This window comes from Marinomonas sp. G8-14, from assembly GCF_055808935.1.
On sequence record NZ_CM147891.1, the window covers coordinates 2376931 to 2401290 of the forward strand.

Annotated in this window: 21 protein-coding genes and 2 pseudogenes; 5 read left to right on the forward strand and 18 right to left on the reverse strand. The window is 44.6% G+C overall.

Annotated features, from left to right (window positions below; all coding sequences use genetic code 11):
• Positions 1 to 73: 73 nt before the first annotated feature.
• Complete coding sequence (locus AC0L6V_RS12185) at positions 74 to 1261, reverse strand: SAM-dependent methyltransferase (protein WP_265218451.1); 1188 nt, start codon at positions 1259 to 1261, stop codon at positions 74 to 76.
• 178 nt (positions 1262 to 1439) lie between these two features.
• Here AC0L6V_RS12185 and AC0L6V_RS12190 point away from each other — a divergent pair, with 178 nt between their 5' ends.
• Complete coding sequence (locus AC0L6V_RS12190) at positions 1440 to 2636, forward strand: amino acid aminotransferase (protein WP_265218450.1); 1197 nt, start codon at positions 1440 to 1442, stop codon at positions 2634 to 2636.
• Between the two features lie 98 nt (positions 2637 to 2734).
• Here AC0L6V_RS12190 and AC0L6V_RS12195 read toward each other — a convergent pair whose 3' ends face one another.
• The 6 genes and pseudogenes from AC0L6V_RS12195 to AC0L6V_RS12220 form a co-directional block, all read right to left on the reverse strand.
• Positions 2735 to 3349 carry a UPF0149 family protein gene (locus AC0L6V_RS12195; protein ID WP_265218449.1) on the reverse strand — a complete coding sequence of 205 codons (615 nt, stop codon included), beginning with the start codon at positions 3347 to 3349 and terminating at the stop codon, positions 2735 to 2737.
• A 74-nt stretch (positions 3350 to 3423) separates the two neighbouring features.
• Positions 3424 to 5320, reverse strand: a pseudogene (parE, locus tag AC0L6V_RS12200) (DNA topoisomerase IV subunit B).
• Between the two features lie 132 nt (positions 5321 to 5452).
• The gene (locus AC0L6V_RS12205) at positions 5453 to 6034 is read right to left on the reverse strand and encodes a YqiA/YcfP family alpha/beta fold hydrolase (protein ID WP_265218448.1); all 582 of its coding nucleotides are present in this window, start codon (positions 6032 to 6034) and stop codon (positions 5453 to 5455) included.
• 23 nt (positions 6035 to 6057) lie between these two features.
• Entirely contained in the window at positions 6058 to 6513 is a 456-nt protein-coding gene (locus AC0L6V_RS12210) for a DUF1249 domain-containing protein (protein ID WP_265218447.1), read from the reverse strand.
• Positions 6514 to 6563: 50 nt separating this feature from the next.
• Positions 6564 to 7547 carry an acetyltransferase gene (locus AC0L6V_RS12215; RefSeq protein WP_265218446.1) on the reverse strand — a complete coding sequence of 328 codons (984 nt, stop codon included), beginning with the start codon at positions 7545 to 7547 and terminating at the stop codon, positions 6564 to 6566.
• Between the two features lie 4 nt (positions 7548 to 7551).
• Positions 7552 to 8172 carry an NUDIX domain-containing protein gene (locus tag AC0L6V_RS12220; RefSeq protein WP_265218445.1) on the reverse strand — a complete coding sequence of 207 codons (621 nt, stop codon included), beginning with the start codon at positions 8170 to 8172 and terminating at the stop codon, positions 7552 to 7554.
• Between the two features lie 116 nt (positions 8173 to 8288).
• Between AC0L6V_RS12220 and AC0L6V_RS12225 the strand changes: the two are divergent.
• The 4 genes and pseudogenes from AC0L6V_RS12225 (at position 8289) to pseF (ending at position 11964) form a co-directional block, all read left to right on the forward strand.
• Positions 8289 to 8857, forward strand: a pseudogene (locus tag AC0L6V_RS12225) (DNA-3-methyladenine glycosylase I).
• A 194-nt stretch (positions 8858 to 9051) separates the two neighbouring features.
• Positions 9052 to 10047 carry a UDP-N-acetylglucosamine 4,6-dehydratase (inverting) gene (gene pseB, locus AC0L6V_RS12230; RefSeq protein ID WP_265218443.1) on the forward strand — a complete coding sequence of 332 codons (996 nt, stop codon included), beginning with the start codon at positions 9052 to 9054 and terminating at the stop codon, positions 10045 to 10047.
• A complete protein-coding gene (gene pseC, locus AC0L6V_RS12235; RefSeq protein WP_418138315.1) occupies positions 10034 to 11221 on the forward strand; it encodes a UDP-4-amino-4,6-dideoxy-N-acetyl-beta-L-altrosamine transaminase in 1188 nt (395 codons plus the stop codon). Before pseB ends, pseC begins: the two co-directional genes overlap by 14 nt.
• Positions 11222 to 11223: 2 nt before the next feature.
• On the forward strand, positions 11224 to 11964 hold the full coding sequence (gene pseF / locus AC0L6V_RS12240) for a pseudaminic acid cytidylyltransferase (RefSeq protein WP_265218441.1): 741 nt from the start codon (positions 11224 to 11226) through the stop codon (positions 11962 to 11964).
• Here the strand turns inward: pseF and pseG are convergent.
• The 11 genes from pseG to AC0L6V_RS12295 all read right to left on the reverse strand — a co-directional run bounded on the left by pseG (position 11926) and on the right by AC0L6V_RS12295 (position 24302).
• Positions 11926 to 12942 carry a UDP-2,4-diacetamido-2,4,6-trideoxy-beta-L-altropyranose hydrolase gene (gene pseG, locus AC0L6V_RS12245; protein ID WP_265218440.1) on the reverse strand — a complete coding sequence of 339 codons (1017 nt, stop codon included), beginning with the start codon at positions 12940 to 12942 and terminating at the stop codon, positions 11926 to 11928. The two genes, pseF and pseG, sit on opposite strands and share 39 nt — an antisense overlap.
• Positions 12939 to 13970, reverse strand: a complete 1032-nt coding sequence (gene pseI, locus AC0L6V_RS12250) for a pseudaminic acid synthase (RefSeq protein ID WP_265218439.1) — start codon at positions 13968 to 13970, stop codon at positions 12939 to 12941. Before pseI ends, pseG begins: the two co-directional genes overlap by 4 nt.
• 2 nt (positions 13971 to 13972) lie before the next feature.
• Positions 13973 to 16081 carry a motility associated factor glycosyltransferase family protein gene (locus tag AC0L6V_RS12255; protein WP_265218438.1) on the reverse strand — a complete coding sequence of 703 codons (2109 nt, stop codon included), beginning with the start codon at positions 16079 to 16081 and terminating at the stop codon, positions 13973 to 13975.
• The gene (locus AC0L6V_RS12260; RefSeq protein WP_265218437.1) at positions 16071 to 16364 is read right to left on the reverse strand and encodes a hypothetical protein; all 294 of its coding nucleotides are present in this window, start codon (positions 16362 to 16364) and stop codon (positions 16071 to 16073) included. Before AC0L6V_RS12260 ends, AC0L6V_RS12255 begins: the two co-directional genes overlap by 11 nt.
• Positions 16364 to 16798 carry a flagellar export chaperone FliS gene (gene fliS, locus AC0L6V_RS12265; protein WP_265218436.1) on the reverse strand — a complete coding sequence of 145 codons (435 nt, stop codon included), beginning with the start codon at positions 16796 to 16798 and terminating at the stop codon, positions 16364 to 16366. Before fliS ends, AC0L6V_RS12260 begins: the two co-directional genes overlap by 1 nt.
• 39 nt (positions 16799 to 16837) lie before the next feature.
• The gene (gene fliD, locus AC0L6V_RS12270) at positions 16838 to 18073 is read right to left on the reverse strand and encodes a flagellar filament capping protein FliD (RefSeq protein ID WP_418138316.1); all 1236 of its coding nucleotides are present in this window, start codon (positions 18071 to 18073) and stop codon (positions 16838 to 16840) included.
• A gap of 96 nt (positions 18074 to 18169) precedes the next feature.
• Positions 18170 to 18445, reverse strand: coding sequence for a flagellar cap protein FliD N-terminal domain-containing protein (locus AC0L6V_RS12275; RefSeq protein ID WP_265218434.1), 276 nt, complete (start codon positions 18443 to 18445; stop codon positions 18170 to 18172).
• Between the two features lie 39 nt (positions 18446 to 18484).
• Positions 18485 to 18907 carry a flagellar protein FlaG gene (locus AC0L6V_RS12280; protein ID WP_265218433.1) on the reverse strand — a complete coding sequence of 141 codons (423 nt, stop codon included), beginning with the start codon at positions 18905 to 18907 and terminating at the stop codon, positions 18485 to 18487.
• 63 nt (positions 18908 to 18970) lie between these two features.
• Positions 18971 to 19855, reverse strand: coding sequence for a flagellin N-terminal helical domain-containing protein (locus AC0L6V_RS12285; RefSeq protein WP_265218432.1), 885 nt, complete (start codon positions 19853 to 19855; stop codon positions 18971 to 18973).
• 1656 nt (positions 19856 to 21511) lie between these two features.
• Positions 21512 to 22396, reverse strand: coding sequence for a flagellin N-terminal helical domain-containing protein (locus AC0L6V_RS12290; protein WP_265218431.1), 885 nt, complete (start codon positions 22394 to 22396; stop codon positions 21512 to 21514).
• Between the two features lie 424 nt (positions 22397 to 22820).
• The gene (locus AC0L6V_RS12295; protein ID WP_409418589.1) at positions 22821 to 24302 is read right to left on the reverse strand and encodes an HD-GYP domain-containing protein; all 1482 of its coding nucleotides are present in this window, start codon (positions 24300 to 24302) and stop codon (positions 22821 to 22823) included.
• Positions 24303 to 24360: the final 58 nt, after the last annotated feature.

Below are 24360 nucleotides of genomic sequence, written 5' to 3' on the forward strand. Positions count from 1 at the left end.
GTGTTCGTTGACGGTACATATAGCACCGTTCTAAAAGAAAGCACCTCGCTAAACACTATATCACAAAAGCCTCTTACGTCTGCGTAGCCCTGATCATCCAGTTTCTTGGGGTGAGGCTTTTCTCGCAGAATTTTCCTATCTCGACGTGGTAGCCGTGCTCTTCTAGGTACATGGCACGGTCGAGGACAAGCCAATGTTCGAGGGCGGGTCGAAAGAGTTGGCTAATGGCTTCGAGTTTTTGAATTTGTTGGTAACGAGATTGGCCGGTGGCTTCGAAGTTTTCAAAAGAGGTTTTAGAGGTTAAGTCCGTTAGCCCTTTTTGCTCGGCGGCCCACTGGCAAAAAGTGTGGAAGCCTTGGTTTAAGCGGTTTTTTTGTATGGAAGGAACCGGTAGGTAGTCGTCTTGCTGGCGGGCGGTTCGTTGCCATGCGTCGAAGCCGAGTCGGTAAGTCAGTTCGAGCTGTTTGAGGCGTTGCTCACGGGCGCCTGCGGTGGCGACTTCTTTGACGGCGAGTTTGAGGTCGGCTTGGCGTAGTGTCAGTGCGGATTGTTGGGCGGTCTGTGACAGCGGCTGATAATACTCGTCTTGTGTTAGGTGATAGCAGCAAGGAGAAATACACAGCGAAGCAGTATGGGCAGCAACAGCTTGTTTGATCAGTTCTCGGTGCAAATCCCCACAAGCATGAAGCGCTACAGCGCAGTGAGCGTTCGCTAACGCCTCTTGACCTTCACCTTTTAGCACATCGGCATGAGTGAAAGTTTGTGGAATTTTTAACCGCTTGGCTTCTTGTTCTCCCGCTTCACAGAGTGATTTCTGCCATTCTAGGCTGTGGACTGGGTGGTGATCTTCAAAAGCCAAGAGTTTGCCCAAGTGGCCTTTGCCAGCGCACCACTCTAGATAGTTATTGGCGTGCGGCGTGTGTGCAACAAAGGCTTGGATCTGCGACCATTTGCGGCCTTTTATCCCCGCGGATACATAAGCAGGAAAGTCGTTAGTAAGTGTTCGCTTCGTCGGTAAGGTATTTTTTCCCTGTGTTTTTTCGTCAAATGGCGTCTGAAGCTCAGGACAAAGACGAAATACTTCAGCGTAAAAGGTGTCATCGATTGGTTGCTGTCCATGGTTTTCTAGGTAATCGGCTAAAGCTGGATAATCATCACGCCAAGGGGTTTTGAATTGGTGAAATGTATCAAATTGCCAAAGGGCTTGGTGCGTTTTTAACCAAGTGTCTAAAGATTGAAAACGCCGTTGGAAAGAGGTCATAAACAGGCTCGGTGCAGGAGGAAAACTCAGTGTCTTTTTTTCTTGACAGTATTGGGGAAATTTCCCTCACTGTTGCATTGTATTTTGTCATAAAAACGGCAAAATGAAGAGGCTATTTAAGCAATGATTCTAGCCACAGTGATTTCCCTGTGACGTATATAAGGACCCCGTAATTATTATGTTCAAGCATCTTAAAGCTGTTTCTGGCGACCCTCTTTTAGCCCTTATTATGGCCCATAAGCAAGATACCAATCCAAAGAAAATCGATTTGGGTGTGGGTGTCTATAAAGACGATAACGGCCATACGCCGATTCTTAATACGGTAAAAAAAGCCGAAGCCATTTTGCTTGAACAAGAAGATTCTAAAAGCTATCTAGGCATTTATGGTGCTACTGAGTTTGAAGCCATTATCAAAGATTTGATTTTGGGTGAAGGCAATCCACTGATCGCATCTGGTCGTGTTCGCTCAACGCAAACGCCTGGTGGCACTGGCGCATTAAAAGTGGCGGCTGACTTTATCAGTGCTAACTTAAAAGGCGCGCGCCTTTGGGTAAGTGACCCAACTTGGGGTAACCACAAGTCGATTTTTGACTCTGCTGGCGTTGAGGTGAAAAACTACCCTTACTACGATCCAGCAACAAACGGTTTGCGCTTTGACGACATGATGGCCACCCTAGAAGCCGAAGTAAAAGAAGGCGATGTGTTGTTGCTGCATGCGTGCTGCCACAACCCAACCGGCATCGACTTGCAATTCGATCATTGGAAAGTCCTAACGGAGTTCGTTAACAAACGCGGTCTATTGGCGTTGGTTGATGCGGCGTACCAAGGCTTTGGTGATGGTTTGGATGAAGATTTGGCAGGCTTGCGTTATATGGCGGCCAATGTTCAAGATATGTTGATCGCGAACTCTTTCTCGAAAAACTTTGGTATTTACCGCGAGCGTTGTGGTGGTTTGAGTGTGATTGCAGCGTCTGCAGATGAAGCCAATGCGGCGTTTTCTATCATTGGTCAGGCCATTCGTGCCAACTACTCTATGCCACCCGCTCACGGTGCGGCAGTGGTTTATACCATTATGAGCAATCCTGAGCTGAAAGCAGAATGGGAACTAGAAGTGGCAGCGATGCGTGATCGCATTAACGGTTTGCGTGAAAAGCTGGTCGCAAAATTGGCGGCTTCTGGTGCGAGTAAAGACTTTAGCTTCATCAAAGATCAGCGCGGTATGTTCTCTTATTCTGGTTTAACCCTAGAGCAAGTGCGTACCTTGCGCAGTGAATACGCGATTTATATTGCGGATACTGGCCGTATGAGCATTGCGGGTGTCAGTGATAACAACATCGATTATTTGTGTGAAAGCATTGCGAAGGTCGTGGGTTAATTTTCCTCGCCTGTAAAAAAAGCAAAAGCCGTGATGTAATTCATCACGGCTTTTTTTGTTTTTAGCAAAAAAGAATACTGTACGAAAAACCAACTGAATCAGTGTATTACGCGATTCTCTGAGTTCTTTTTACCCGCTTGCATATCTGGATGATAATACTGTACCAAGCGCAAAATGGATGGTTCTAACATATCCCGCCAAAAAGTCACTTCTTCTTCCACCATGGCTTCCAATTTATCCCAGCCCGCTTCTGTACCAAATAGTCGCACTGGCGCCATCGCTTCATCAAAAAATTCTCTGTCGCCGCCGATACCCATTCCTATCAGTTTGGCACCGCGAATGAAGCCAACACACCATTCTTCAACCAAGATGCTGTATTCACCATCCACTTCTTGCTCTAGATACACAGGGTAAAAATCCCCAAACAACAAGCTGTTCATCGTTTCCATGTACATGATCAACACGAGACTGAGAAACTCATCTTCCTGTTCAGTGGACTCCCAAACAGGCTGATCTTCATCTGCTCCCCAAATGGCGTTCAACCAGACATCCGGCTCTAATTCTTGTACAGAACAACCCAACGCAGTTAAAAAGCCATCTAACTCCGACACACACATCAGCGAACGATCGGTTCCAAACGTCAATAAATAGTGGTCTATTTTTTCGTACAGAACTTCTTCGCTGATGACATCATCGTTTATCTCTTCAGACATTTATTCGTTTCCATTTAGTTGAGCTATACATATATTTTAGCTTGTCTTGGCCAAAGCAAGAAATTATCGATTCATTAATCAATAATCGCCAAGTTACCATAGGTTTCTAGCCAGTTTTTGCGATCACCAGCGCGTTTTTTCGATAGCAATTTGTCCAGTAGTTCGTCGGTATCTGGTTTGTCTTCCATAGTAAGTTGGATCAAACGACGGGTGTCTGGCGCCATAGTAGTTTCACGTAATTGTGCTGGGTTCATCTCACCCAACCCCTTAAAGCGCTGTACGTTTGGTGTACCACGTTTGTTTTCCGCGGCTATTTTGTGCAAGGTGATGTCTTTTTCTTCGTCATCTAGGGCGTAATACACTTCTTTGCCGATGTCGATTCGGTACAAGGGCGGCATAGCAACGAAGACATGTCCACTGTTCACCAAAGCCGGAAAATGTCGTACAAACAAGGCGCAAATCAAGGTGGCGATGTGTAAACCGTCCGAGTCAGCATCGGCAAGAATACAGACTTTGCCATAGCGTAAGCCACTCAAATCGTCATCGCCTGGGTCCACCCCAAGCGCCACGGAAATATCGTGAATTTCTTGCGAAGCCAGTACCTGATTGGAGTCTACTTCCCATGAGTTCAGAATTTTACCACGCAGTGGCAAAATAGCTTGGAAGTCTTTTTCACGGGCTTGTTTGGCAGAACCGCCCGCTGAATCCCCTTCCACTAAAAAGCTCACTTCGTGATGAATCTTGTCCTGAACAGTCGGCCAATTTACCCGGTAAGGCTGGGCCTTGCGTAATTCGTTTGCGCACGACTTTTTTGCTGTCTTTTAGGCGCTTCTGCGCACTATTGATGACGATATCGGCAATCTTTTTACCGTCTTCAACATTCGAATTCAGCCATAGACTAAAGGCGTCTTTGAGTGTGGCCGAAATAAAGGCAACGATTTGACGAGACGATAACCTCTCCTTGGTTTGACCAGAAAACTGCGGCTCTTGAATCTTTGCTGACAACACATAGCTACAGCGATCCCATACGTCTTCTGCGGTAAGCTTAACACCACGAGGCAAGAGGTTGTGAAAGTCACAGAATTCCCGAATGGCTTCTAACAGCCCTGTTCGAAGACCATTGACGTGTGTGCCACCTTGTGCGGTTGGAATTAAGTTGACATAGCTTTCTGTTACCAATTCACCGCCTTCTGGCAACCATTGTACCGCCCAGTCAACGCCTTGTGTCTTTTCCGTTACACCGCCAATGAAAGGCTCATCCGGTAATAGGACAAAACCGTTGTTTGCTTGTGCAAGATAATCTTTTAAGCCGTCTTGATAAAACCATTCTTCACGGACTTCTTCTGCGCCACTTTGGTCAATAAAGACAACATGCAAGCCTGAACACAATACGGCTTTGGCTTTTAAAAGATGTTTCAAACGGGAAACCGAAAACTTAGGACTATCAAAGTATTTACTGTCCGCGGTAAATTTCACCTTGGTTCCGGTGTTTTTCTTACCCACAGTGCCAATTTCTTTTAGCTCTGAGGTTTTAAAACCGTTTTCAAAACCTATGTGGTACTGAATGCCGTTGCGTCTTACCCACACCTCTAAAGAGGTTGATAACGCGTTCACCACAGAGACACCAACTCCGTGTAAACCGCCTGAAAATTGGTAATTGTCACCCGAGAATTTGCCACCAGCGTGCAGTTTGGTAAGAATCAATTCAACACCGGATATGCCTTCCTCTGGGTGAATATCCACCGGCATACCCTGGCCATTGTCTTCTACGCTCAAGGAGCCATCTTTGTATAAAATCACTTCAATGCGGTCTGCATGACCAGCCAAGGCTTCGTCAACTGAGTTATCGATAACTTCTTGCCCTAAATGGTTCGGCCGCGAGGTATCTGTGTACATTCCAGGACGTTTTTGAACAGGTTCTAAGCCACTAAGAACTTCTATCGATCCGGCGTTATATTCTTTTGCAGACATGCGTGTTTTTGCTTCCAAGTTGATCGTGCGCCATAGTGTCAAAATACTAGAGCGCGTGCGAGTGTAAATTAGATTCGTTAGAGTCTATCACTGGTTTTACGTGGTGTGAAATAGTCCAACAAGAGCCATGGTTTACTCGGTTATAATTTGTGCAAACCGCAGAATTTCTGAGGAAAACCGCTCAAATTCAGTAAAGCTGTGGTCACCTTTTGCTTCGTGTGTTAAGCGTGCTGTTTTAGAAAAAACATTGAGTGCTTCTTTGTAGTCCAATACTTCATCGCCCTCTTGCACCATCAGCCAATATAACGATGCGGTGGGTTCCGCAACGACTAACTGTTCCAGTTCTCGCATATGAGCCTCTGTCAGTTCGTATTTTTCTTGGGTATAAGGGTTGGTTTGTGGACCAAGATAATCTTTTAATAAGAGGGGCGCTTGTACTGCTGGATTTACTAATATTGCTTTAAGACGATATTTTTCCGCTAAGTAAGCCGCGTAAAAACCACCAAGTGAGCTGCCAATTAACGTGATTCCATCGTCCTGTTTGGCTTCAATAATGGCTTCAAGCTGTTTAATTGCTTGCGCGGGTTGCCAAGACAAACGGGGAGAAATAACCGCATTTGGTCGCCCCATTGCCGTAGCCGCATCGACTAATACGGTGGCTTTATGGGAGCGCTCTGAACTATTAAAACCGTGTATGTAGAGTAAATTAGTCAAAGGATTTCCTAAATACGTCAATATTAGGCGAACTGAAAAGACAAAGTGTTATTCAGTCTATGCCCATGCTTCAAGCACAGTTCCAACAAATCCGCTAACTGTTGATTCAAGCGAAACTTTTCATCTCGGTGCAGCATAGCATCGTTAGGGTATGGATAAGCCCCTTGATATTGCCTATGTCCATCCGTGATTTCTGCAATAGCGACATCATGATAAAGGCGTATTGTCATGGATAATCTGGCTTCAAATAACAGCTTTTTTTCAATCTCAGGGCCAAACTCTAACCCTATCTCAGTGGTAAATCGGCTTTCTTTGCCCAAGGTGAGAGACAAGCGGCTTTCTTGGTTCCCCACGCTGTGAATCGAAAAGTGCCAAGCATCCATTTCCTCTTGGCCACGCATGAGTTTACCTAAGCGACGATAATTCAGTTCGCCTAACATCTGTAAACTGACCAAGTCTGGTACGTACTGTTTTGACATTTTCTCTATCATTTTGCCTTTATCATCGTTTGTTATCAGATTTGCCATCATTACGGGGCATTTTTTATGGAAAAATCAGCTTCTGTACCGAGATTCGAAGGATGCCTTAATGCCTCGAGTTGACGACTCAAACGTGTGTCTTTATCTTGCCAGTATAGATTAAACCACGCAAAAAAGTGCTCTCTGTCTTTGCCTGCCGCGTTATATTCTGGCGTTAACATTGCCTTTGGTAATGCGATGTCTCGCACTACCACTCTGACTTTACCTATGCGTCCACACAGCAAATCCCAACCCGTTACCTTGGGTCGTTCGTACAAGACATTGATGTCAGTGATACTTTTGATGGTCTGTGGCATGGTTTGCAGAATAAAACTCACGCCACCAGCCCTTGGTTTAAGAAGACAGCCATAAGGCGACGCTTGTTGCTTATGTTTGCCGTCGGTAAAGCGTGTGCCTTCCACAAAACTCATAATGGCGTTAGGACGTTTTAATAGCCTAACGCAGGACTTGCGTGTGGTCTCTAAATCTTTGCCAATTAAATGCGGTTTTTTCTTTAGCGTATCTTTACTGTAGCGCTTCATATAAGGAAACCCCATGATATACGTGGCACTGCCAACAAAAGGCATCCAGATCAAGGCCTGCTTCATAAACACCCTTGGCAAAGGGCGACGCCCTCTTAGCTGCGCAAAAATCACAAACACATCCACCCAAGAACGATGATTGGCAATGATCAAATGCCAATGCTGGAAATCGACCTCCATGGTGTCGTCTAATTCCCAGTTTATACCAAGCACATGCTGAAACCACCATTCGTTCGCCGCCGCCCAACCCTCATAGAGACGATTAAAACACCGCTCAGCAAACGCCTCGTATTGTGTATTTTTCAGCAACAATAGCGGAGCAACCAAGTGCGCCAGCAGTGTCCAAAAAAGCGCGTTAGCGGACATAAAAAAGAAAGAAAACACACCCGTTATAGGCTGTATTACCATGCGTTTTAATATAGACATTGTGGAGATGTTATGTTCATCTGCCATCGACTTATGCACTCCAACGTGTAACAAGATCGTTTTTATTTAACGCAAACCATTGCAGTCCCATTATTGTGCTGGCATTTTCCACATCATCTTTCAGCAAGGCAATGGCGTCATCAGCAGAGATGAGATGCAATTTAATATCTTCGTTCTCAGCGTCTAAACCGTGCACCTTACTGGTGTCAACAAGGCTCGAGTCAAACTCACCGGCATACATGCGTAAATACTCCACCAAACCACCAGGAGAAGGCACGAATTTAAACATGTATTCGAGACGTTTTACGGTCACACCCGCTTCCTCTAAAGATTCACGACGCGCGACTTCTTCATCACTTTCACCCTCTTCCACCATGCCAGCTACCAGCTCCAGCAACCAAGGCGATTCGCTGCGAAGTACCGTAGGTCGAAATTGTTCGATCAGCAAAATCTTATCGGCCACAGGATCAAATAAAAGAACACAGACGGCATCATTACGCACCATCATTTCGCGGCTCATGGGTTGACTCCATCCGCCATTAAATTTCTTATGTCGTAGGGTCAGTTTACGCATTTCAAAAAAACCTTTGTAAAGGCATTCGTCAGCTATAACTTCTACGTCATTTTTACTATATGTTGGTTTAAACTTCATGCTGTCTCGCTTTGAGTAAAACACTATGTTGAATCGACTCTGATATGATCAGATCAGTAAATGAGAAATAGAAGGATCGATTTTCCTTCATTGATAATCTTAAGACGGAGCGCTACATGGACAATATACGTTGCACTTGGTGTTTGGGATCGCCCGAGTACATTCATTACCACGATACCGAATGGGGCATCCCTGTATACGATGACCCCTCGCTGTTTGAGTGCATTGTACTCGAAAGCGCCCAAGCAGGTCTAAGCTGGATTACCATTTTACGCAAACGAGAAGGCTATCGGGCCGTTTTTAATGGATTTGATCCAAGCAAAGTCGCTAAAATGACAAACGATGATGTGGAAAGATTGTTACTGGACGAACGGATTGTTCGTCACCGAGCCAAAATAGAAGCCACCATTAATAATGCACAAGCCTTTTTAAAAATCGCCGACGAGTTTGGCTCTTTCAGTCAATACTACTGGGGCTTTAGTGATCACAAGGTGATTGATAATCGGGTTAATGGACTGGCTGAGGTGCCCGCCGTAACAGAGCTGTCGACGCGTCTCGCCAAAGACTTGAAAAAAGAGGATTTAAGTTTCTTGGTCCCACAACATGTTATGCTTTTATGCAGGCTACCGGCATGGTGAATGACCATATTGCGAACTGTGTGGCTCGCAAAGCAAATGACGCTTAAAAGATTACCTCCTTCGAAGAAGCTGTCGTTTTTGCGATGGTCTGAAAAGGGATAGCCTCAAAGGAGGCACTTGATTTCATTAATGTTTCGCCTAAAGTTGTCGATACGGTAAAAAGATTCTTTGTCTATGAAACTGGTTCATCATCAATCTTCATTAGGCTTGTGTAACTTTCATTTTGGTTTGGTACTCATACATGTTTAACAACAAAAGCATTCTTATTACTGGCGGCACGGGGTCATTTGGTCGTCAGTATGTCAAAACGTTACTGGCCAATTACCAACCTAAACGCTTGATTATTTACTCCCGCGATGAACTCAAGCAATACGAAATGCAGCAAGATTTTGATGCCACTTGTATGCGCTACTTCATTGGAGATGTGAGAGACAAAGACCGTTTGACTCAAGCCATGCGTGATGTGGATTATGTGATTCATGCGGCGGCCCTCAAGCAGGTTCCAGCAGCAGAATACAACCCTATGGAATGCATTAAAACCAACATTCATGGCGCTGAAAATGTTATCGCGGCGGCCATTGCGAACAATGTGGACAAGGTTATCGCGTTATCCACTGACAAGGCCGCGGCTCCTATCAATCTTTACGGCGCCACTAAGTTAGCCTCTGACAAGCTGTTCGTGGCGGCTAACAATATGGTCGGTCAAGGCCGTACACGTTTCTCTGTGGTTCGCTATGGCAATGTGGTTGGCTCACGTGGCTCTGTGGTGCCCTTTTTCCAAAAATTGGTAGCCGATGGTGCGGATTCTATTCCTATCACACACCCTGACATGACACGATTTTGGATCACGCTACCAATGGGTGTCGATTTCGTTCTAACAAACTTTCAACGCATGCATGGTGGTGAAATTTTTGTGCCTAAGATTCCCTCCGTGCGTATTCTGGATTTGGCGGCAGCTTATGCACCAAATATTCCCACCCGTGACGTGGGCATTCGCCCTGGTGAGAAACTGCACGAAGTCATGTGTCCAAGTGATGATTCCTACCACACCTATGAGTTTAAAAATCATTACGTGATTGCTCCTAGCATTAAGTTTTACCAAGACGATATGGATTTCGCCCACAGTCGTTTAGGAGAAATAGGTGAGTTAGTTGAACCAGGATACGAGTATCAATCTGGTAGTAATCCACACTTTTTAAGTATTGCAGAGATTTTAACCTTCGATGATGCCCACTGATTTTATTCCTTACGGTCGCCAATCCATTAGCGAAGACGACATTGCGGCTGTTGTAAAATCGCTGCGCTCTGATTTTTTAACCCGAGTACCGTGTGTTGGTGAATTTGAGCAAGCTATCGCAGCCAAAGTGGGAGCAAGTTTCGGTGTGGCGGCAAACAGTGCCACCTCAGCGTTGCACCTTGCCTGTTTGGCGTTGGGCGTTGGTGTGGGCGATAGGGTGTGGACTTCGCCGAATACCTTTATCGCTTCGGCCAATTGCGCTCGTTATTGTGGTGCCTTGGTGGATTTTGTTGATATTGATCCTCGAACTTACAACATGTGTGCAAACAAATTGGCCCAAAAACTTCAGGCAGCGAAGTTAACTGGCACGCTTCCAAAAGTGGTTATACCAGTACATTTTGCTGGACAATCCTGTGACATGGCGGCCATTTATGCCCTATCTAAAGCGTATGGTTTTCGCATTATTGAAGACGCTTCTCATGCCATTGGTGCCACCTACCAAGGCGATCATGTGGGCAATGGAAAATTTAGCGACATCTGTGTTTTTAGCTTTCATCCGGTAAAAATCATTACCACAGCGGAAGGTGGCATGGCTGTCACCAATAATGAACTGCTCGCCAAACACATGCGCACTCATGCTTCGCAAGGCATAACCAAATCACCAGACGAACTCAATCAACAACCTGGCGATTGGTATTATGAACAACATACATTAGGCTTTAATTACCGTATGACAGAGCTGCAAGCTGCACTCGGGTTGGCTCAATTATCTCATTTGGACGACTTCATAGAACGTCGTCATAAACAATTTGAACACTATAAAACTCTGTTGAAAAACTTTCCTATTACTCTGCCCTATCAGTCTGAGGACAACTATTCCTCCTTGCACTTGTATCCGATTTTATTACCTGAGCACAATAAGTCCGCTAGGAAAGGCGTTTTTGATGTGCTACGTCACGCTGGTATTGGGACTCAGGTACATTACATTCCTGTGCATACGCAACCTTATTATCAAGCGTTGGGATTTAAACATGGCGACTTTCCTATCGCTGAAGATTATTATGCTCGCACACTGAGTTTGCCGCTTTTTGCCGACCTCACTTATGCACAACAAGAACGAGTGGCACTGATTTTAAAACATGCTTTGATCGCCAATCGTGTCATGAGAGCCTAACCATGTCTTACGAACAGCGGTTAAAAGATGACTCTTTTTCTGAGCAGCGGCCTTATCGAGTGGCGGTCATTCCCGCTCGTGGTGGCTCACAACGCATTCCAAGGAAAAACATTCGTCCATTGGAAGGCAAGCCGCTGATTGCGTATTCCATTGAAACGGCGTTGGCGTCTGGCTTGTTTGATCGCGTCATTGTATCGACCGATGATGCTGAAATAGCTGACGTGGCGCGACGTTATGGTGCAGAAACGCCCTTTATGCGCCCTGCTGACTTAGCCGACCACATGACGGGCACAACCCCTGTGATGCAGCACGCGCTGAACTATCTTATTGAGGAAGGCAGAGCGCCAGACCAAGCCTGTTTGATTTACGCCACTTGCCCAATGCTCACCGTCGAAGACATACAACAAGGTTGGCAGAAGTTAGCAGAGGCCGACACGACTTTTTGCTTTTCCGCTACGACCTTTGCCTTCCCTATTCAGCGCGCTCTGCATATTCAAACCAATGGTGAGCTAGCGCCTATGTTCCCCGAACACATTGGCAAGCGTTCACAGGATTTAGTGGAAGCCATACACGATGCTGGACAGTTTTATTGGGCAAGCACAAAAGACTGGTTTGATGAAGTAATATTTGGCCCACGATCCAAGCCACTGCTATTACCAAGACATCGAATTCAGGATCTAGATACCGAGGAAGATTGGCAACGCTTAACGCAAATCATGCGACTCAAGCTTGCCGAGTCGTGACAGATCATCTGTGATGACTTGTGCCACTCTCTGCGCACCCAAGCCATCGACTAAGCTTTTTGCCGTAGCACGAGCTTGGACTTGCCATGCATCATTCAGCCAGAGTGAACGAAGCTCAGACACCAGTTGCTCCACCAAAGCCGAGTGCAAAGCAATAGGCTGATTATCAAAGCGTACCGCGCGGCACCAGCCCAAAGGGATATGTTGTTCAAGGGAGCGCGTTTGGTTGTCAGCTACTTGCGCAAAAACCGTCGGCACGCCCATGCAAGCTAATTCAAACAGGGTTCCACCTGCGGCAGAAATGGCCATTTTCGCGCGTTTCATTAACGGCGTAACATCTGAGACACCTCGCTCAACCGCAATCTGATGAGCAGCGCAAAACGCCTCCACTTGGTCGGCCTGTTTGGCATTGGCTCCCAATAAGACTTGTAGATTATCGATAGCAAAACCCGCAGTTAATAGGCTCTGCACAATGGGCAAAGTGAGCGCCAGCGGATCGGTTCCACCAAGAGTAATTAAGAGTTTATCGGCGCGTTTAGTTCGGGGTTGATCGATGCTTGATTGTTGAAAGGCTGGCCTCAGCAAGGCGTATTGGCTACCCGTTAACGGCTTCTCTACCAAAGTGGAATAGTTTTGCTCAAGGGGATTCAATAGCCATCGGGCAGGAAAGTCGCCACGGTCGTTCATGTCATCCAGCACCAACAGATTAGGCTGATGCTGATACAAACGTCGGATGTCTGCTGCACTATAGCCATAGTGGTCTAGGATGACTAAATCCGCTTGCTGAGCCACGGCAAGAAAAGCCACTTCATCCTCTATGAGTATATCGTCTGGGCTGGCAAACGAAGCATGTCGCTGCGCTACCGCAAACTGACATTGCCAACCGAGAGCGTGAAACGCATGAATCAGCGCTTGACTGCGCACTCGATGCCCCATGCCGATTTCGACAGACGCATCGGCGCGCACGAGCAGTTTCACGCCAGCATATCCCAAGCGAGTGGTTGACCTTTTTGAGCATCTCTGGCGAGGGTTTTACCCAACACGTCAGGCCAATACTTTGGCTCTAAGCCAAAAGACGGGCGTATGATTTTTAGATGAGCTTCAGTGAGTACCGTACCCGCTGGCAGGTCAGTTGCTACGTAGATAGAGCGACGATATTTCTTCGCCGCTTGCTCGGCTTCTGAACCGCCATAGGTCACGGTGCCCAAGGCGGCTTTGGCTGCGCGACAGGCATCGACAAGCGCTTTCATTTCGGCAGGCTCCATAGAGAACTCTGCGTCTACTCCGCCTGCGCTGCGATCCAACACAAAGTGTTTTTCAATCACGGTCGCACCCAAGGCCGTAGCGGCCACCGCCGCTCCCAAACCACGGGTATGATCGGACAACCCCACAGGGCAACCTGTTTTAGCCGCCAAATCCGCCATGGTCACTAAATTGGTGTCTTCAATTTTTGCAGGGTAGGTACTGGTGCATTTGAGCAAGGTTAACGGGTTATTGCCAATGGCTCGGATGGTCGCCACGGCTTCCGCTATTTCCGCTTCGCTTGCCATGCCAGTAGACATGATGATGGGCTTGCCAGTGCGTGCTACTGCTTGAATCAGCGGAATGTCGGTCATTTCAAAGGAAGCGATCTTGTACAAAGGCACATCAAGGGACTCCAAGAAGTCCACCGCACTCAAGTCAAACGGTGAACTAAACGCCACCAGCCCTAAAGACTCTGCCAGTTCAAATAAGGGTTTATGCCATTCCCAAGGGGTCGACGCTTTTTGGTACAAATCATAAAGGTTGGTACCACGCCATAAGCTGTCGCTCTCTGACACCATAAATTCCCCATGACGCACATCGAGAGTCATGGTATCTGGGGTATAAGTTTGCAACTTGATGGCATCAACTCCCGCCTCAGCCGCAGCATGAATCATGGCTTTGGCAAGCTCGAAGTTTTGGTCATGGTTGCCCGATAACTCAGCAATGATAAAAGGCATTTTTTCAAACGTAGCTTCGAACATAATTAACCGTTGTAGTAAGTAATCAGGTGGTCGTTGCCTTTGTCCACATAGTCTGAGGCCTGTTGCAACATACTAGGCATTTCTTCTAAGAACTCGCACCATGGGGCAAATAGATGTTTTGCACGTGCCACGGTTTCCGCTTCATCTTGATATTTAAACAGGAACTGTACGATCAGGAAGGCGGAATAAGTGAAGGAACCTATCAGCAAGTCGTAAATGTGACGATGCACACTGCCCTTCAAGAAATAGATTTGACGATGGTGAGACCAAAGTAAATCACACACCTGTTGACGGGTGGTCACCGATTCATCCCAGCCCTGTTGCAAGTTCTGACTGATCTTACGGAAATCATCAACCGAGATCAGTGAGTCTGTGGCTTTATCTAGCAGAGCCGATGGCGGATCTGTAAAAAAAGTTTGCTCTAGGATGTCGATCACTTTGGCGTGGTCGATTTTTGGATCCATGATCAACACATCTTCTAATGGCAAAGGCGTCACCCCTTCGATTTTCGCGCCATCAGATAAATTGAAGCTGGCAAAGTTACGACGTTTATTCAGCAACCGAGTAAGAGACTCCAGCTGCACTCGTGACGTGTCCATGATACCTGTAGCATAGATAGTGCCACCGAAATTACCTTCACGCTCGACTAACTTAGCCTCTTGAAACGTTTGGAAGCCAGATTCTTTGCCATCTTTGTAGTAACCACTGTGAATAGAATGGTGACTGCCTTTGTCTTTAAAGCCGTTGTCCACGCCCAAGTAGTAAACGTTGTTAAAACCAAACAGATGCACATAAGACAAGGCAAGGTTAGCCACCACAGGGTTACAGTAGTTAAGTTGCACGTATTCTTTGTTATCACCATTCAGGCGCGCTTGGTTCAGCATCAAAGACGTGATGGCCTCGCCTGGTTTCATCGCCATGCCTGAGCGCTTGAAGCAGTCATACAGGCCTGGGTGCATCACATTGACGGACAACGCCCAGATTTTGTCCAGATAGTCCTGATCCAAAAATTGGAACTTGTCTACGGTTTGCTTGAGACGCTCAATATCCACGTGAATATCAGGCGTCACACCCAATTTTTTCAAGGTATTAATGGTGGAGCCACAACAGATAACTAACACCTGATCTCGCACTTCTTTAACCAGTTCGATGCCTTGGTCAAGGGAAGGCCCATTACCCAAAATAAAGACAGGAATATTGGACACCCATTTAGGCAAAGCATCGCGGCCTTGGAAATGAGCCACTTTGGTTTTCGGCAAGGATTTTAGACCTTGCGCAATGCCAATTAAGGCATCATCAAAAAAGCCCCAGCCCATTACTTGGCGGGCGTACTGTTTTTTGAAATGATCGATGGCCTGATCATTTTCAGGGCTAGTATAACCAACATGCAAGAAGGTCTCTGGCGCCATGAAAAAACCATTTTCTTCCAACTGACGCAAATATTTCTCAGTAAACTCTTCAGGGCTGACGCCTAAGAAGAAATGAATAGTGCGGCCATCTTGGTTACACACTTCTAAAATATCTCGCCACTCAATGGCAAACAACGAATAGTAAAAAAAGTCCAAATCGTGTTCATAAAGATACAGGTGTTTGATCTGACGTTCGGCAAGCAATATTTCAAGTTGATAGCCGAACTCTATACCAAACAAAATGGTCGAACCGACGAATTCCGGCCAGCCTTCTTGTGCTGTTAGCCCTTCTGATTGATGTTCAACCTTATCTAAAATTTTATTGCTGTAATATACGTGACGACTGGGATGATTCGCCGTACGCTCTAAATTTAACAGCGTTTTGTTAGGTTTCAAAAAAGCCCGTTTTACTTTTTCTGCCGCTTGAGTTCTTGGCACATTGGAAAAAAGCGGTACACCAATATCTTCACGGTAAAGGTTAAGCTCACCGCTTTCTTCCATGTAGATATGGCGTTTTTTGGGCTGATAGTTTTGAAAAGATTCAAAGATATGAGGCATGACCTGAGCAAACATATTCATGTTTCTTAGGTAACGGTCTGTTAACTCTTGATCATTCTCTTTGAGGCGAGCCGCACCCCTTTCAAACATAGAAACAAACGCTTCTGCCTGACCAAGAGACGAGAAATTCTCCTCATTCTGCATGTTTCACGCCTTTGTACTTATTTACACCCTTACGGGTCTTATGAGTTTGATAAAGTTGTTTTTGCATTTCTGAGCGCACATCACGGATGAGCCGAATAGCCGATTGATGTACCAATATAAAGTGTCTTATTTTTTCATTGGCAGCCGGATCATCAAGCGGCTCTATGGTGAGAATAAAACGATTATTGTCTTCGCATAACTGCTGAATCTGATCTATGTCTCTATCGGTGATACTTTGTTCTAATGCGGCACTCAAGGTTATTAAGTGAGACATATCAAACATTACACTGCGCCTACCCTAGCTTCATTTTGACCATGATAAGCCGCTTCTTTATCAGCGTTGGATATTTGATCCCAAGCGCCTTTAATTTGCAGAAGAAGACCCATTACCTGATCAAGAATGCTGGTATCTTTAGCAATACTGGCTTCAGTAATACGGACTATCATGTACTCGTAAAGAGACTCAAGGTTATCAACGAGCTCTGGATTAACATCGCGATCTAATGCATCTCTTAATGCATTAATAATTTCACTCGCACGAGTCAATGCTGCCGCCTTTCCTTCCCAGTCACGACGCTCAATACAGCCTTTTCCTAAGGCAAGCTTTTCAAGCGCGCCTTGCATTAAGAGCTGAATGACACGGTGAGGGTCAGCCGACGCTAAATCGGACTTAATTGAGTCCTTTCTGTAGGCTTGGATCCCTTTACTCTTGTACATATACAACCCCATTTATTAACTTACACAATTTAAACCGTTTTACATTTTCGCTAAGACAGAGTTTAGATATCCACCCTGCGCGTTCATCTCCGCTAGGCGAGAATCCAAACTAGTAAACTTAGTACGAAGCGACTCTTCGTATTTCGCCATACGACTTTCATACGCTTCTAATGTCTCTTCTGTACTATCTATCGACCGACTTATGGAATCCTTTAATGTATTTGTCATACCACGTGGTCCTGTATAGTTATCTAACAGGTTCTCCAATGACTGAGCCAAACCATTATCACCAGACATCAACGGCGCTATCTCGCTGTAGCCACGCTTCATAGCATTATTAAACTTGGTACTATCGAAACTTAATTGGCCTTGGTTGTCCATTTTTACGCCTAAATCAAAAATGGATGTAAAGGTCGATGAATCACCATGACCACTCATTAACTGAGTCGACAAAGACGCCTGGAGGTTTCGAATCATACTGTTACCGTTCAGCACCGCGCCTTTCTGAGAGCTGGCGTTTAACAAACCGACCATCTCATTATAGGAAGAAATGAATTGCTCGATCGTTTCTTGCACTGTTTTTTGGTCAAAACTGATATCCACTTTCGTGGTCTTATTCGTTGGCGCTAGCGCCTCTATTGATAATCCGGCAACGGCTTCATCAAAAGTATTGGTATCGTTTCGGATTTGAATACCATCAACGGTAATCACAGCATCACGCGCTTCTTCACCCAAAGGTGTGTATAAGCCAGCAAACGCGCCCTCTGTCGACACGCTGTCTAATGTAATACCGGAAGCAAATGGTGATAAATTGGAGTCTGCTTTATCAAGCTCGTCAGAGTCAGGGCTGGACTCATCATCCGCCGCTAAGCGATTTTTTTCTTCATCTGCAGGAATAGGACCGTCATTGGCGAAATCGACATCGTCACCTTCTAGGTCTAATTCATCGATTTCATCGGTCGACGCATCTTCCGAGCTAGTGTCATCGCTTTCTTCAATTGTAGGGTTATCTTTAATGATATTACCGTCTTCATCTCGAGCAACGGCGGTGTTGGATATCTTTAGAGTGTTACCAGCCCCTTGAATAGAAGAGGTTAAGGTAAAAAATAAATTACCACTACCATCATCAACAAGATTAGCCGACACGCCAAAGTTATCTTCTGACGTATTAATTTGGTTGCGTAGTTCGGATAAAGTTGTACCGGCAGCAACATTTATGGAAAATTCATGGCTGCCAGCTTTAAAAATGAGCTGTGCTTCCTCGTTAGAGACCACATCATCAGCGGAAGAAAAACCCCAGGAGCCGACATCACGCGACTGCCTTTCGCCAATTGATTCACATCAATTGCGTAGGAACCATTAGAAGCCGTACTATCTGTGGTGATAGCAATAACTTCTTCTCCTTCTTTTTGGTCTATTTTGGCATCTCGACCAGTAAAGAGCCTCATCATCATTCAGCGCCTTAACGGAAGATTTAAAGTTATCAATGGCCGAACCAACTTTACCAAGAGCAGACAGTTCTGCTTCATAATCATTGATTTTATCTTGATAAAGTTTAACCTTGACGTCTTTTTGAGCACTCACCATTTGATTTACAAGGGATTCTAAATCTATACCAGACCCTGCACCTAATGAGCCTACCGACATAACTTCATCTCCTAACGCTTCGCATTATCTATGATCTAATCAAACCTCACTGTTTACCAAGGTTCCTTTGATATCACTTAACTGGCTCATGATAGCATCAATTCTTTCCGACATTTTGAGAAACTCTTCTGTTGGAATTTGACGAACCACATCCCCCGTTGACTGATCCAATACCTTCACAATATTTTGCGCTCGGTCTTCTGTCATTTCAAAGGTTAAATGTACATTTAATTGAGACAATTTTTGATTCATTGCCTTCAGATCGCTTGGCTCAACAGGGGCCGACAAATTCGAGGAATGAGAATGTCTATTTTCTCTATCACTTTTGTTTGTCTCGGCCGCATTCTGTACAACTTTAGCATTTGCTTGGCGCAATGCAGCAAAATCCTCCACTGTACGCTGATCCGGCTTCAAGGAATAGTTGAGACCCTGCTTAGAAAAATCACTGGCATTAATAGACATATCAGAGTTCCTCCAAATAGACAAAAGCCGGGACAAAGTCCCAGCTTTCCGCTACCACTAAACTTAGCCTAAAAGAGACAAAGCCGTTTGTGGACGTTGGTTCGCTTGAGCCAAAATAGATGAACTTGCTTGCTGAAGAATTTGAGAGCTTGTTAGCTCCGCCGTTTCTGCCGCAAAGTCAGCATCACGAACACGAGCACGTGCAGATGATACGTTTTCTGTGATGTTACTCAAGTTGCTGATTGTTGAACCAAAACGGTTTTGGACCGCACCCAACTCAGCACGCTTCGAGTCAACCGCAGCAATCATAGTATCTAGTGTATCAATCATACTCTGAGCATTCGCTACAGTAGAAACCGAAGCCGTAGACACGCTCACCTGCGCTGTAGTAGAACTGCTCGACAAACCAGACATAGTGAAACCACCATTTCCAGCGTAATCGATTGTGTTATTAACACCACCGTCGGTTAGGTTAAAACTAATCGTTTGGTTAGAGTCTGCACCCACCTGGAAGATACCAGTGTAGGTACCATCTAATAAATTCTCACCACCAAAAGTAGTATCGGAAGCGATACGGTTTATTTCAGTAGAAAGTTGACTTACTTCCTGTTGAATGGCTGCACGGTCTTTATCTGAGTTAGAGCCGTTTGACGCTTGGATAGATAGCGTACGCATACGTTGCAACATATTCGTCGTTTCATCCAATGCACCCTCTGCTGTTTGAGCCAAAGAAATACCGTCATTAGCGTTACGAACAGACTGATTCAAACCATTTACCTGAGAGGTTAAACGGTTGGAGATAAGTAGACCTGCCGCATCATCAGAAGCGCTGTTGATACGCAAACCAGAAGACAAACGTTCAAAAGATGTATCCAAAGATTTAGCAGAGCCCATTAGCTGGCGCTGTGCACTTAAAGATGAAGTATTAGTATTTACATAAAGAGCCATTATAGCCTCCTAGGTTTTATTAAATCCTGCAAAATAAAGCAGATCGTATAAGGTTTTCGGCAAGACTTTGAAAACCTTTAGTCAAATTCGGAACATTTTCTCCTCATAGTGGATAAAACATTCCCTTACAGCGGCAAATAACTGCCTAACTAATTGTTTTAAATCACTAAAAAACAATTAAATTTTTTTACACTTTTTCTTTAAAAAAAGCGTTATTCATCAAAATCGGTCATTAAATACACTAAAAATGCCCATGAACCTTACGTTGCCGTGACAAAATTTGAGGCGAGCAGAAACAACACTCTCGCAGCTCATACATCATATTTAGCAGCACACAAAAAGTGGCAAAACCCCGCCTTTAAACGACGAAAACTGCCTATAAAAACCGACAAAAAATGGCTCACAAAAATAGCCCAAGTGAGACCCTTTTTTCTCTGCTTTTCGTTGAACGTATTATCGATTTACGCACGACAGCCTCCCTCCCCTCGTTGTAGAAAACAGCGACCATTTATGTTCAAAACGGACATTCAACAACCCCCCCAAAAAAAAGACGCAGTAGTGCCATGCCATCATTTTGATTTTTTATATTTAAAGACCCAATAATCAGTCCCCCTTAGCACCTTTTTGAAAACGGATCGCTATACCCACGGGCTTACAAATAACAGCCAGAATGCCAACAAGGTGACCACGGATCCGAACCACCAATATCTATATGCTCACCACCCCATACTCAGCTAAAAAAAGACGTAGCTGTGCCGTACCAGTATGTCGAAACGCCATATTTAGAGCGCGGGGATTTCTAAGACCCAATGCCTAATGACGAACACCTAATATCCATTTAAGAACTCATTCAGCGTTTTTTGCCTCATAAATTGATCCACCTTCGTTTTGCGAAACAATAGACACAGCTGTTTTTACATAGAGGATCCCGAGCCGACGCCACCAGTAAATACCTCAAAAATAAGACGTGGCTATGCCACAGCATCACTCCAACACCACCTCTTGGAGAGGCAAAAACATGAGGAACAAAGTAACTACCTTCCATTAACCCAACTTCAACTTCGCAGAGTTTTGAGTAACCATCTGAGCAGCTTGGCCAATAAATACCGAATAATCAGCGCACCACACCTGTGTTATTAACATTTCAGTCTCGTAATTTTTTCCACATAACCTCATGCATTAACTGACTTCTGAGGAATCCCAGCCAAATCATCGCTTACGCAGCAATGCCATCCACCTAAAAGCAGTTAACCCCTCTGTAAAAACCATCATTCACCTCATAAAAATACGACGTAAAATTTATCTTGATGTCCTGCCGTAACAGTAAAATTCTTTAGAAAACACTCACTAAAGGGCGAATAGTCTAAATTTCATTTTGCTAATGAAGCCCATCTCAAAGCCAATCCAGAACCCAAAGGGATCATTTCCCCCTTCGCAACATTGTTCATTAACTGCCTGTGACATAAGCCTGCGCACTCCTAACCCACCAAAATGCTGACACATCGCATTATTTGGGCAAAAAAAGCCAGGTGAAAAAATCACCTGGCTTAAAAGGCACCTCTAGGAGAGAGAAGTTGCCCATAATCCGAGAAAAGACTCGAATACTTTGTAAAAGCGACAATCTTGTGCCGCCTCACGCAATGCCATTTATTTCAATTAATTACCTAATAGAGAAAGTGCTGCTTGAGGACGCTGATTAGCCTGAGCAAGGATAGTACTACTCGCTTGCTGAAGAATTTGCGCACTGGTTAAGTTTGCTGTCTCTTGAGCGAAATCGGCATCACGAACACGAGCACGTGCTGCGGACACGTTTTCAGAAATATTGCTTAAGTTCGTTATAGTTGAACTAAAACGGTTTTGTACCGCACCTAATTCTGCCCGCTTAAAATCTACCGCTGAAATCATCGTATCAATAATACCTATCATACTCTGCGCATTGACGACCGTAGAGACAGAAGCGGTTGATACACTCACTTGCGATGATGCTTGGCTTGATAAACCAGACATGGTGAAGCCATTATTTCCTTGATAATCAATGGAATTATTCGCACCACCAAACTCCAGAGTAAAACTGATTGTCTGGTTAGCATCAGCACCCACTTGGAACAAACCTTGATAAGTACCGTCAAGTAAGTTTTCACCACCGAATGTTGTGGTTGATGCAATACGGTTTATCTCTTCAGATAATTGCGCCATTTCTTGCTGTAGTGCGACACGATCTTTGTCTGTGTTTGAACCGTTGGCCGCTTGGATAGACAAAGTACGCATACGTTGTAACATACTCGTTGTTTCGTCCAACGCACCTTCAGCAGTTTGAGCCAAAGAAATACCATCGTTTGCGTTTCGAACAGATTGATTCAAACCATTAATCTGTGATGTCAAACGATCTGAAATTTGAAGACCAGCGGCATCGTCTGCAGCGCTGTTAATTCGACGACCTGATGATAAACGCTCGTAAGAGGTATCAAGTTCTCGACTAGAGTTGGTTAGCATACGCTGAGCATTCAGCGAGGACACATTTGTATTTACGTATAAAGCCATTTTTTCTCTCCTAAAAACATTTTTTTAACGAGACAACCTTTTGATTTAATTAGTTATTTGGTTTTTGTCTCTTATTAAGGTTATCGACACATTAGGTCTGATCTTTAATATTTTTTTATACTTTTTTTGAATTGTTTACATTTTCTACACTCAAAAAAAGCAGTACCCACAGTTATCGAACTCAGAGCAAATAACTTTAAAAATAAAAGCACTAAAACATCAAAATAATGCTAAAAGAGCACAATCATAAAAAAAGAAGATTGAAAACATTTGAACTCTAATTTTTTCTTAAGCAGTGAACGGTGAACGGTGAACGGTGAACGGTGAACGGTGAACGGTGAACGGTGAACGGTGAACGGTGAACGGTGAACGGTGAACGGTGAACGGTGAACGGTGAACGGTGAACGGTGAACGGTGAACGGTATTATGAGATATGATTGATAAACTGCAATCCAAAAGCTTGAGGATCAACCTCTTTTTCAATTGTCACTTCGGTTCTGAGATTAGCAGACTTATTAAGCTCGATATCTGAAGCAGCCACAAAAGATCTATTTGTTATGCTGTACACCTGTCGGATGAGCGATGGCTGAAAGGATTTATTAAGCGTCAGAACGAATCCTATTCGCCCATTAGACAATTGCACACAGGAACCGACAGGAACAGAACCGATACTTTTTAAAAACACCGCGAGCAATTGCCTGTCAAATGCCAATCCTGATTCCTTTTGCATCTGCTGACACGCCTTGATAGGCCCCATCGAGGGCTTGTGCGGCTGTTCTGATGTCATGGCATCATATGCATCTATAATCGCAGCTATTTTACCGTAAACAGAAATTTCATCCCCCTGCTTACCAGCAGGATAGCCTGAGCCATCAATTTTTTCATGGTGATCTAATAGCATCTGATAAACGGCTTTAGGAACACCTTCACATTTTTGTAAAATTTGTTCGCCAAATTGGATATGCTTACGAAACAGATCAAACTCACCGTCCGTCATTTTTGTTGTTTTAGATACCATGGCCATTGGTAAACGAAAACGTCCTAAATCAAACAAAAGTGCTCCGAGAGAAATAACCTCGACATACGCACTCGATAATTTCATGGCTTTCGCAAAGTGGATGCCCAGAACAGCCATCCCCATGGCATGTTGCTCTAAATAAATAGAGGCGTCTTTTATATGACGTATCGCCATTAAAGAGAAATTATTGCGGGTATGAGATTGTATTAATCGACGGCAAAATTTCACTAACTCCAACATATCTAATTGCTCGCCACGCTTAAAACGCTCAACTTGCGATGACAACAGCGAGTACCCATCTTGAAACAACTTAAGCGCTGTGACCGTCTCATCATCAAATGACGTGGGAATAAACTTATGTTCGAAGGGAATCTTTTTATTACTACCAGAAAGCGTATTTTTTGGCTCTAACTCAACCGTAGCACTGCTACTCTCTTTGACCGAACCATCAGCACTGTTATCCATACGCGCTTTATAACTAAGAATGTATTCACGGGTCTGTTCGTTTAGTTCTTGTCGAAAATAGCGAAACAAGCTTTGCCCTTTCGTATGTTTGATACGTAACTCTTTAGTATTTAAGTCGGGATTGAGCTTTTTTAGCCCTTTTACAGATCGACCATAAGCAATGGACAAACATAGGAGAAGAAATCGCTCTTGTGCATCATATAGCCTTTCACGGCGAGTACTTAGCAACTTGTCATAAGCGAAATATGGATCGTAAGGTAAATATTCAGAATCTAACGCAGGACGCAGCACATCAAAAGTTACTTGGCGCATCGCAACACTGATAATGCGGTCTTTTCTTCCATGCATTTTTATTAAGCTTTGAACCCGCTTACTGCTAACAACTTGATCTTTAATCCCTAAAATTTCCAGTATTTCTTCCATGTCGAAATACCCAACATAAATATCAGCCCCAAAACAAGACTCAATTTTAAATGCTGAC

Coding starts and splice junctions, on each gene's coding strand:
- AC0L6V_RS12185 (WP_265218451.1), bottom strand. CDS start 1,261: ATGACCTCTTTCCAACGGCGTTTTCAATCTTTAGACACTTGGTTAAAA.
- AC0L6V_RS12190 (WP_265218450.1), top strand. CDS start 1,440: ATGTTCAAGCATCTTAAAGCTGTTTCTGGCGACCCTCTTTTAGCCCTT.
- AC0L6V_RS12195 (WP_265218449.1), bottom strand. CDS start 3,349: ATGTCTGAAGAGATAAACGATGATGTCATCAGCGAAGAAGTTCTGTAC.
- AC0L6V_RS12210 (WP_265218447.1), bottom strand. CDS start 6,513: ATGTCAAAACAGTACGTACCAGACTTGGTCAGTTTACAGATGTTAGGC.
- AC0L6V_RS12215 (WP_265218446.1), bottom strand. CDS start 7,547: ATGGCAGATGAACATAACATCTCCACAATGTCTATATTAAAACGCATG.
- AC0L6V_RS12220 (WP_265218445.1), bottom strand. CDS start 8,172: ATGAAGTTTAAACCAACATATAGTAAAAATGACGTAGAAGTTATAGCT.
- pseB (WP_265218443.1), top strand. CDS start 9,052: ATGTTTAACAACAAAAGCATTCTTATTACTGGCGGCACGGGGTCATTT.
- pseC (WP_418138315.1), top strand. CDS start 10,034: ATGATGCCCACTGATTTTATTCCTTACGGTCGCCAATCCATTAGCGAA.
- pseF (WP_265218441.1), top strand. CDS start 11,224: ATGTCTTACGAACAGCGGTTAAAAGATGACTCTTTTTCTGAGCAGCGG.
- pseI (WP_265218439.1), bottom strand. CDS start 13,970: ATGTTCGAAGCTACGTTTGAAAAAATGCCTTTTATCATTGCTGAGTTA.
- AC0L6V_RS12255 (WP_265218438.1), bottom strand. CDS start 16,081: ATGCAGAATGAGGAGAATTTCTCGTCTCTTGGTCAGGCAGAAGCGTTT.
- AC0L6V_RS12260 (WP_265218437.1), bottom strand. CDS start 16,364: ATGTTTGATATGTCTCACTTAATAACCTTGAGTGCCGCATTAGAACAA.
- fliS (WP_265218436.1), bottom strand. CDS start 16,798: ATGTACAAGAGTAAAGGGATCCAAGCCTACAGAAAGGACTCAATTAAG.
- AC0L6V_RS12275 (WP_265218434.1), bottom strand. CDS start 18,445: ATGTCGGTAGGCTCATTAGGTGCAGGGTCTGGTATAGATTTAGAATCC.
- AC0L6V_RS12280 (WP_265218433.1), bottom strand. CDS start 18,907: ATGTCTATTAATGCCAGTGATTTTTCTAAGCAGGGTCTCAACTATTCC.
- AC0L6V_RS12285 (WP_265218432.1), bottom strand. CDS start 19,855: ATGGCTCTTTATGTAAATACTAATACTTCATCTTTAAGTGCACAGCGC.
- AC0L6V_RS12290 (WP_265218431.1), bottom strand. CDS start 22,396: ATGGCTTTATACGTAAATACAAATGTGTCCTCGCTGAATGCTCAGCGT.
- AC0L6V_RS12295 (WP_409418589.1), bottom strand. CDS start 24,302: ATGGAAGAAATACTGGAAATTTTAGGGATTAAAGATCAAGTTGTTAGC.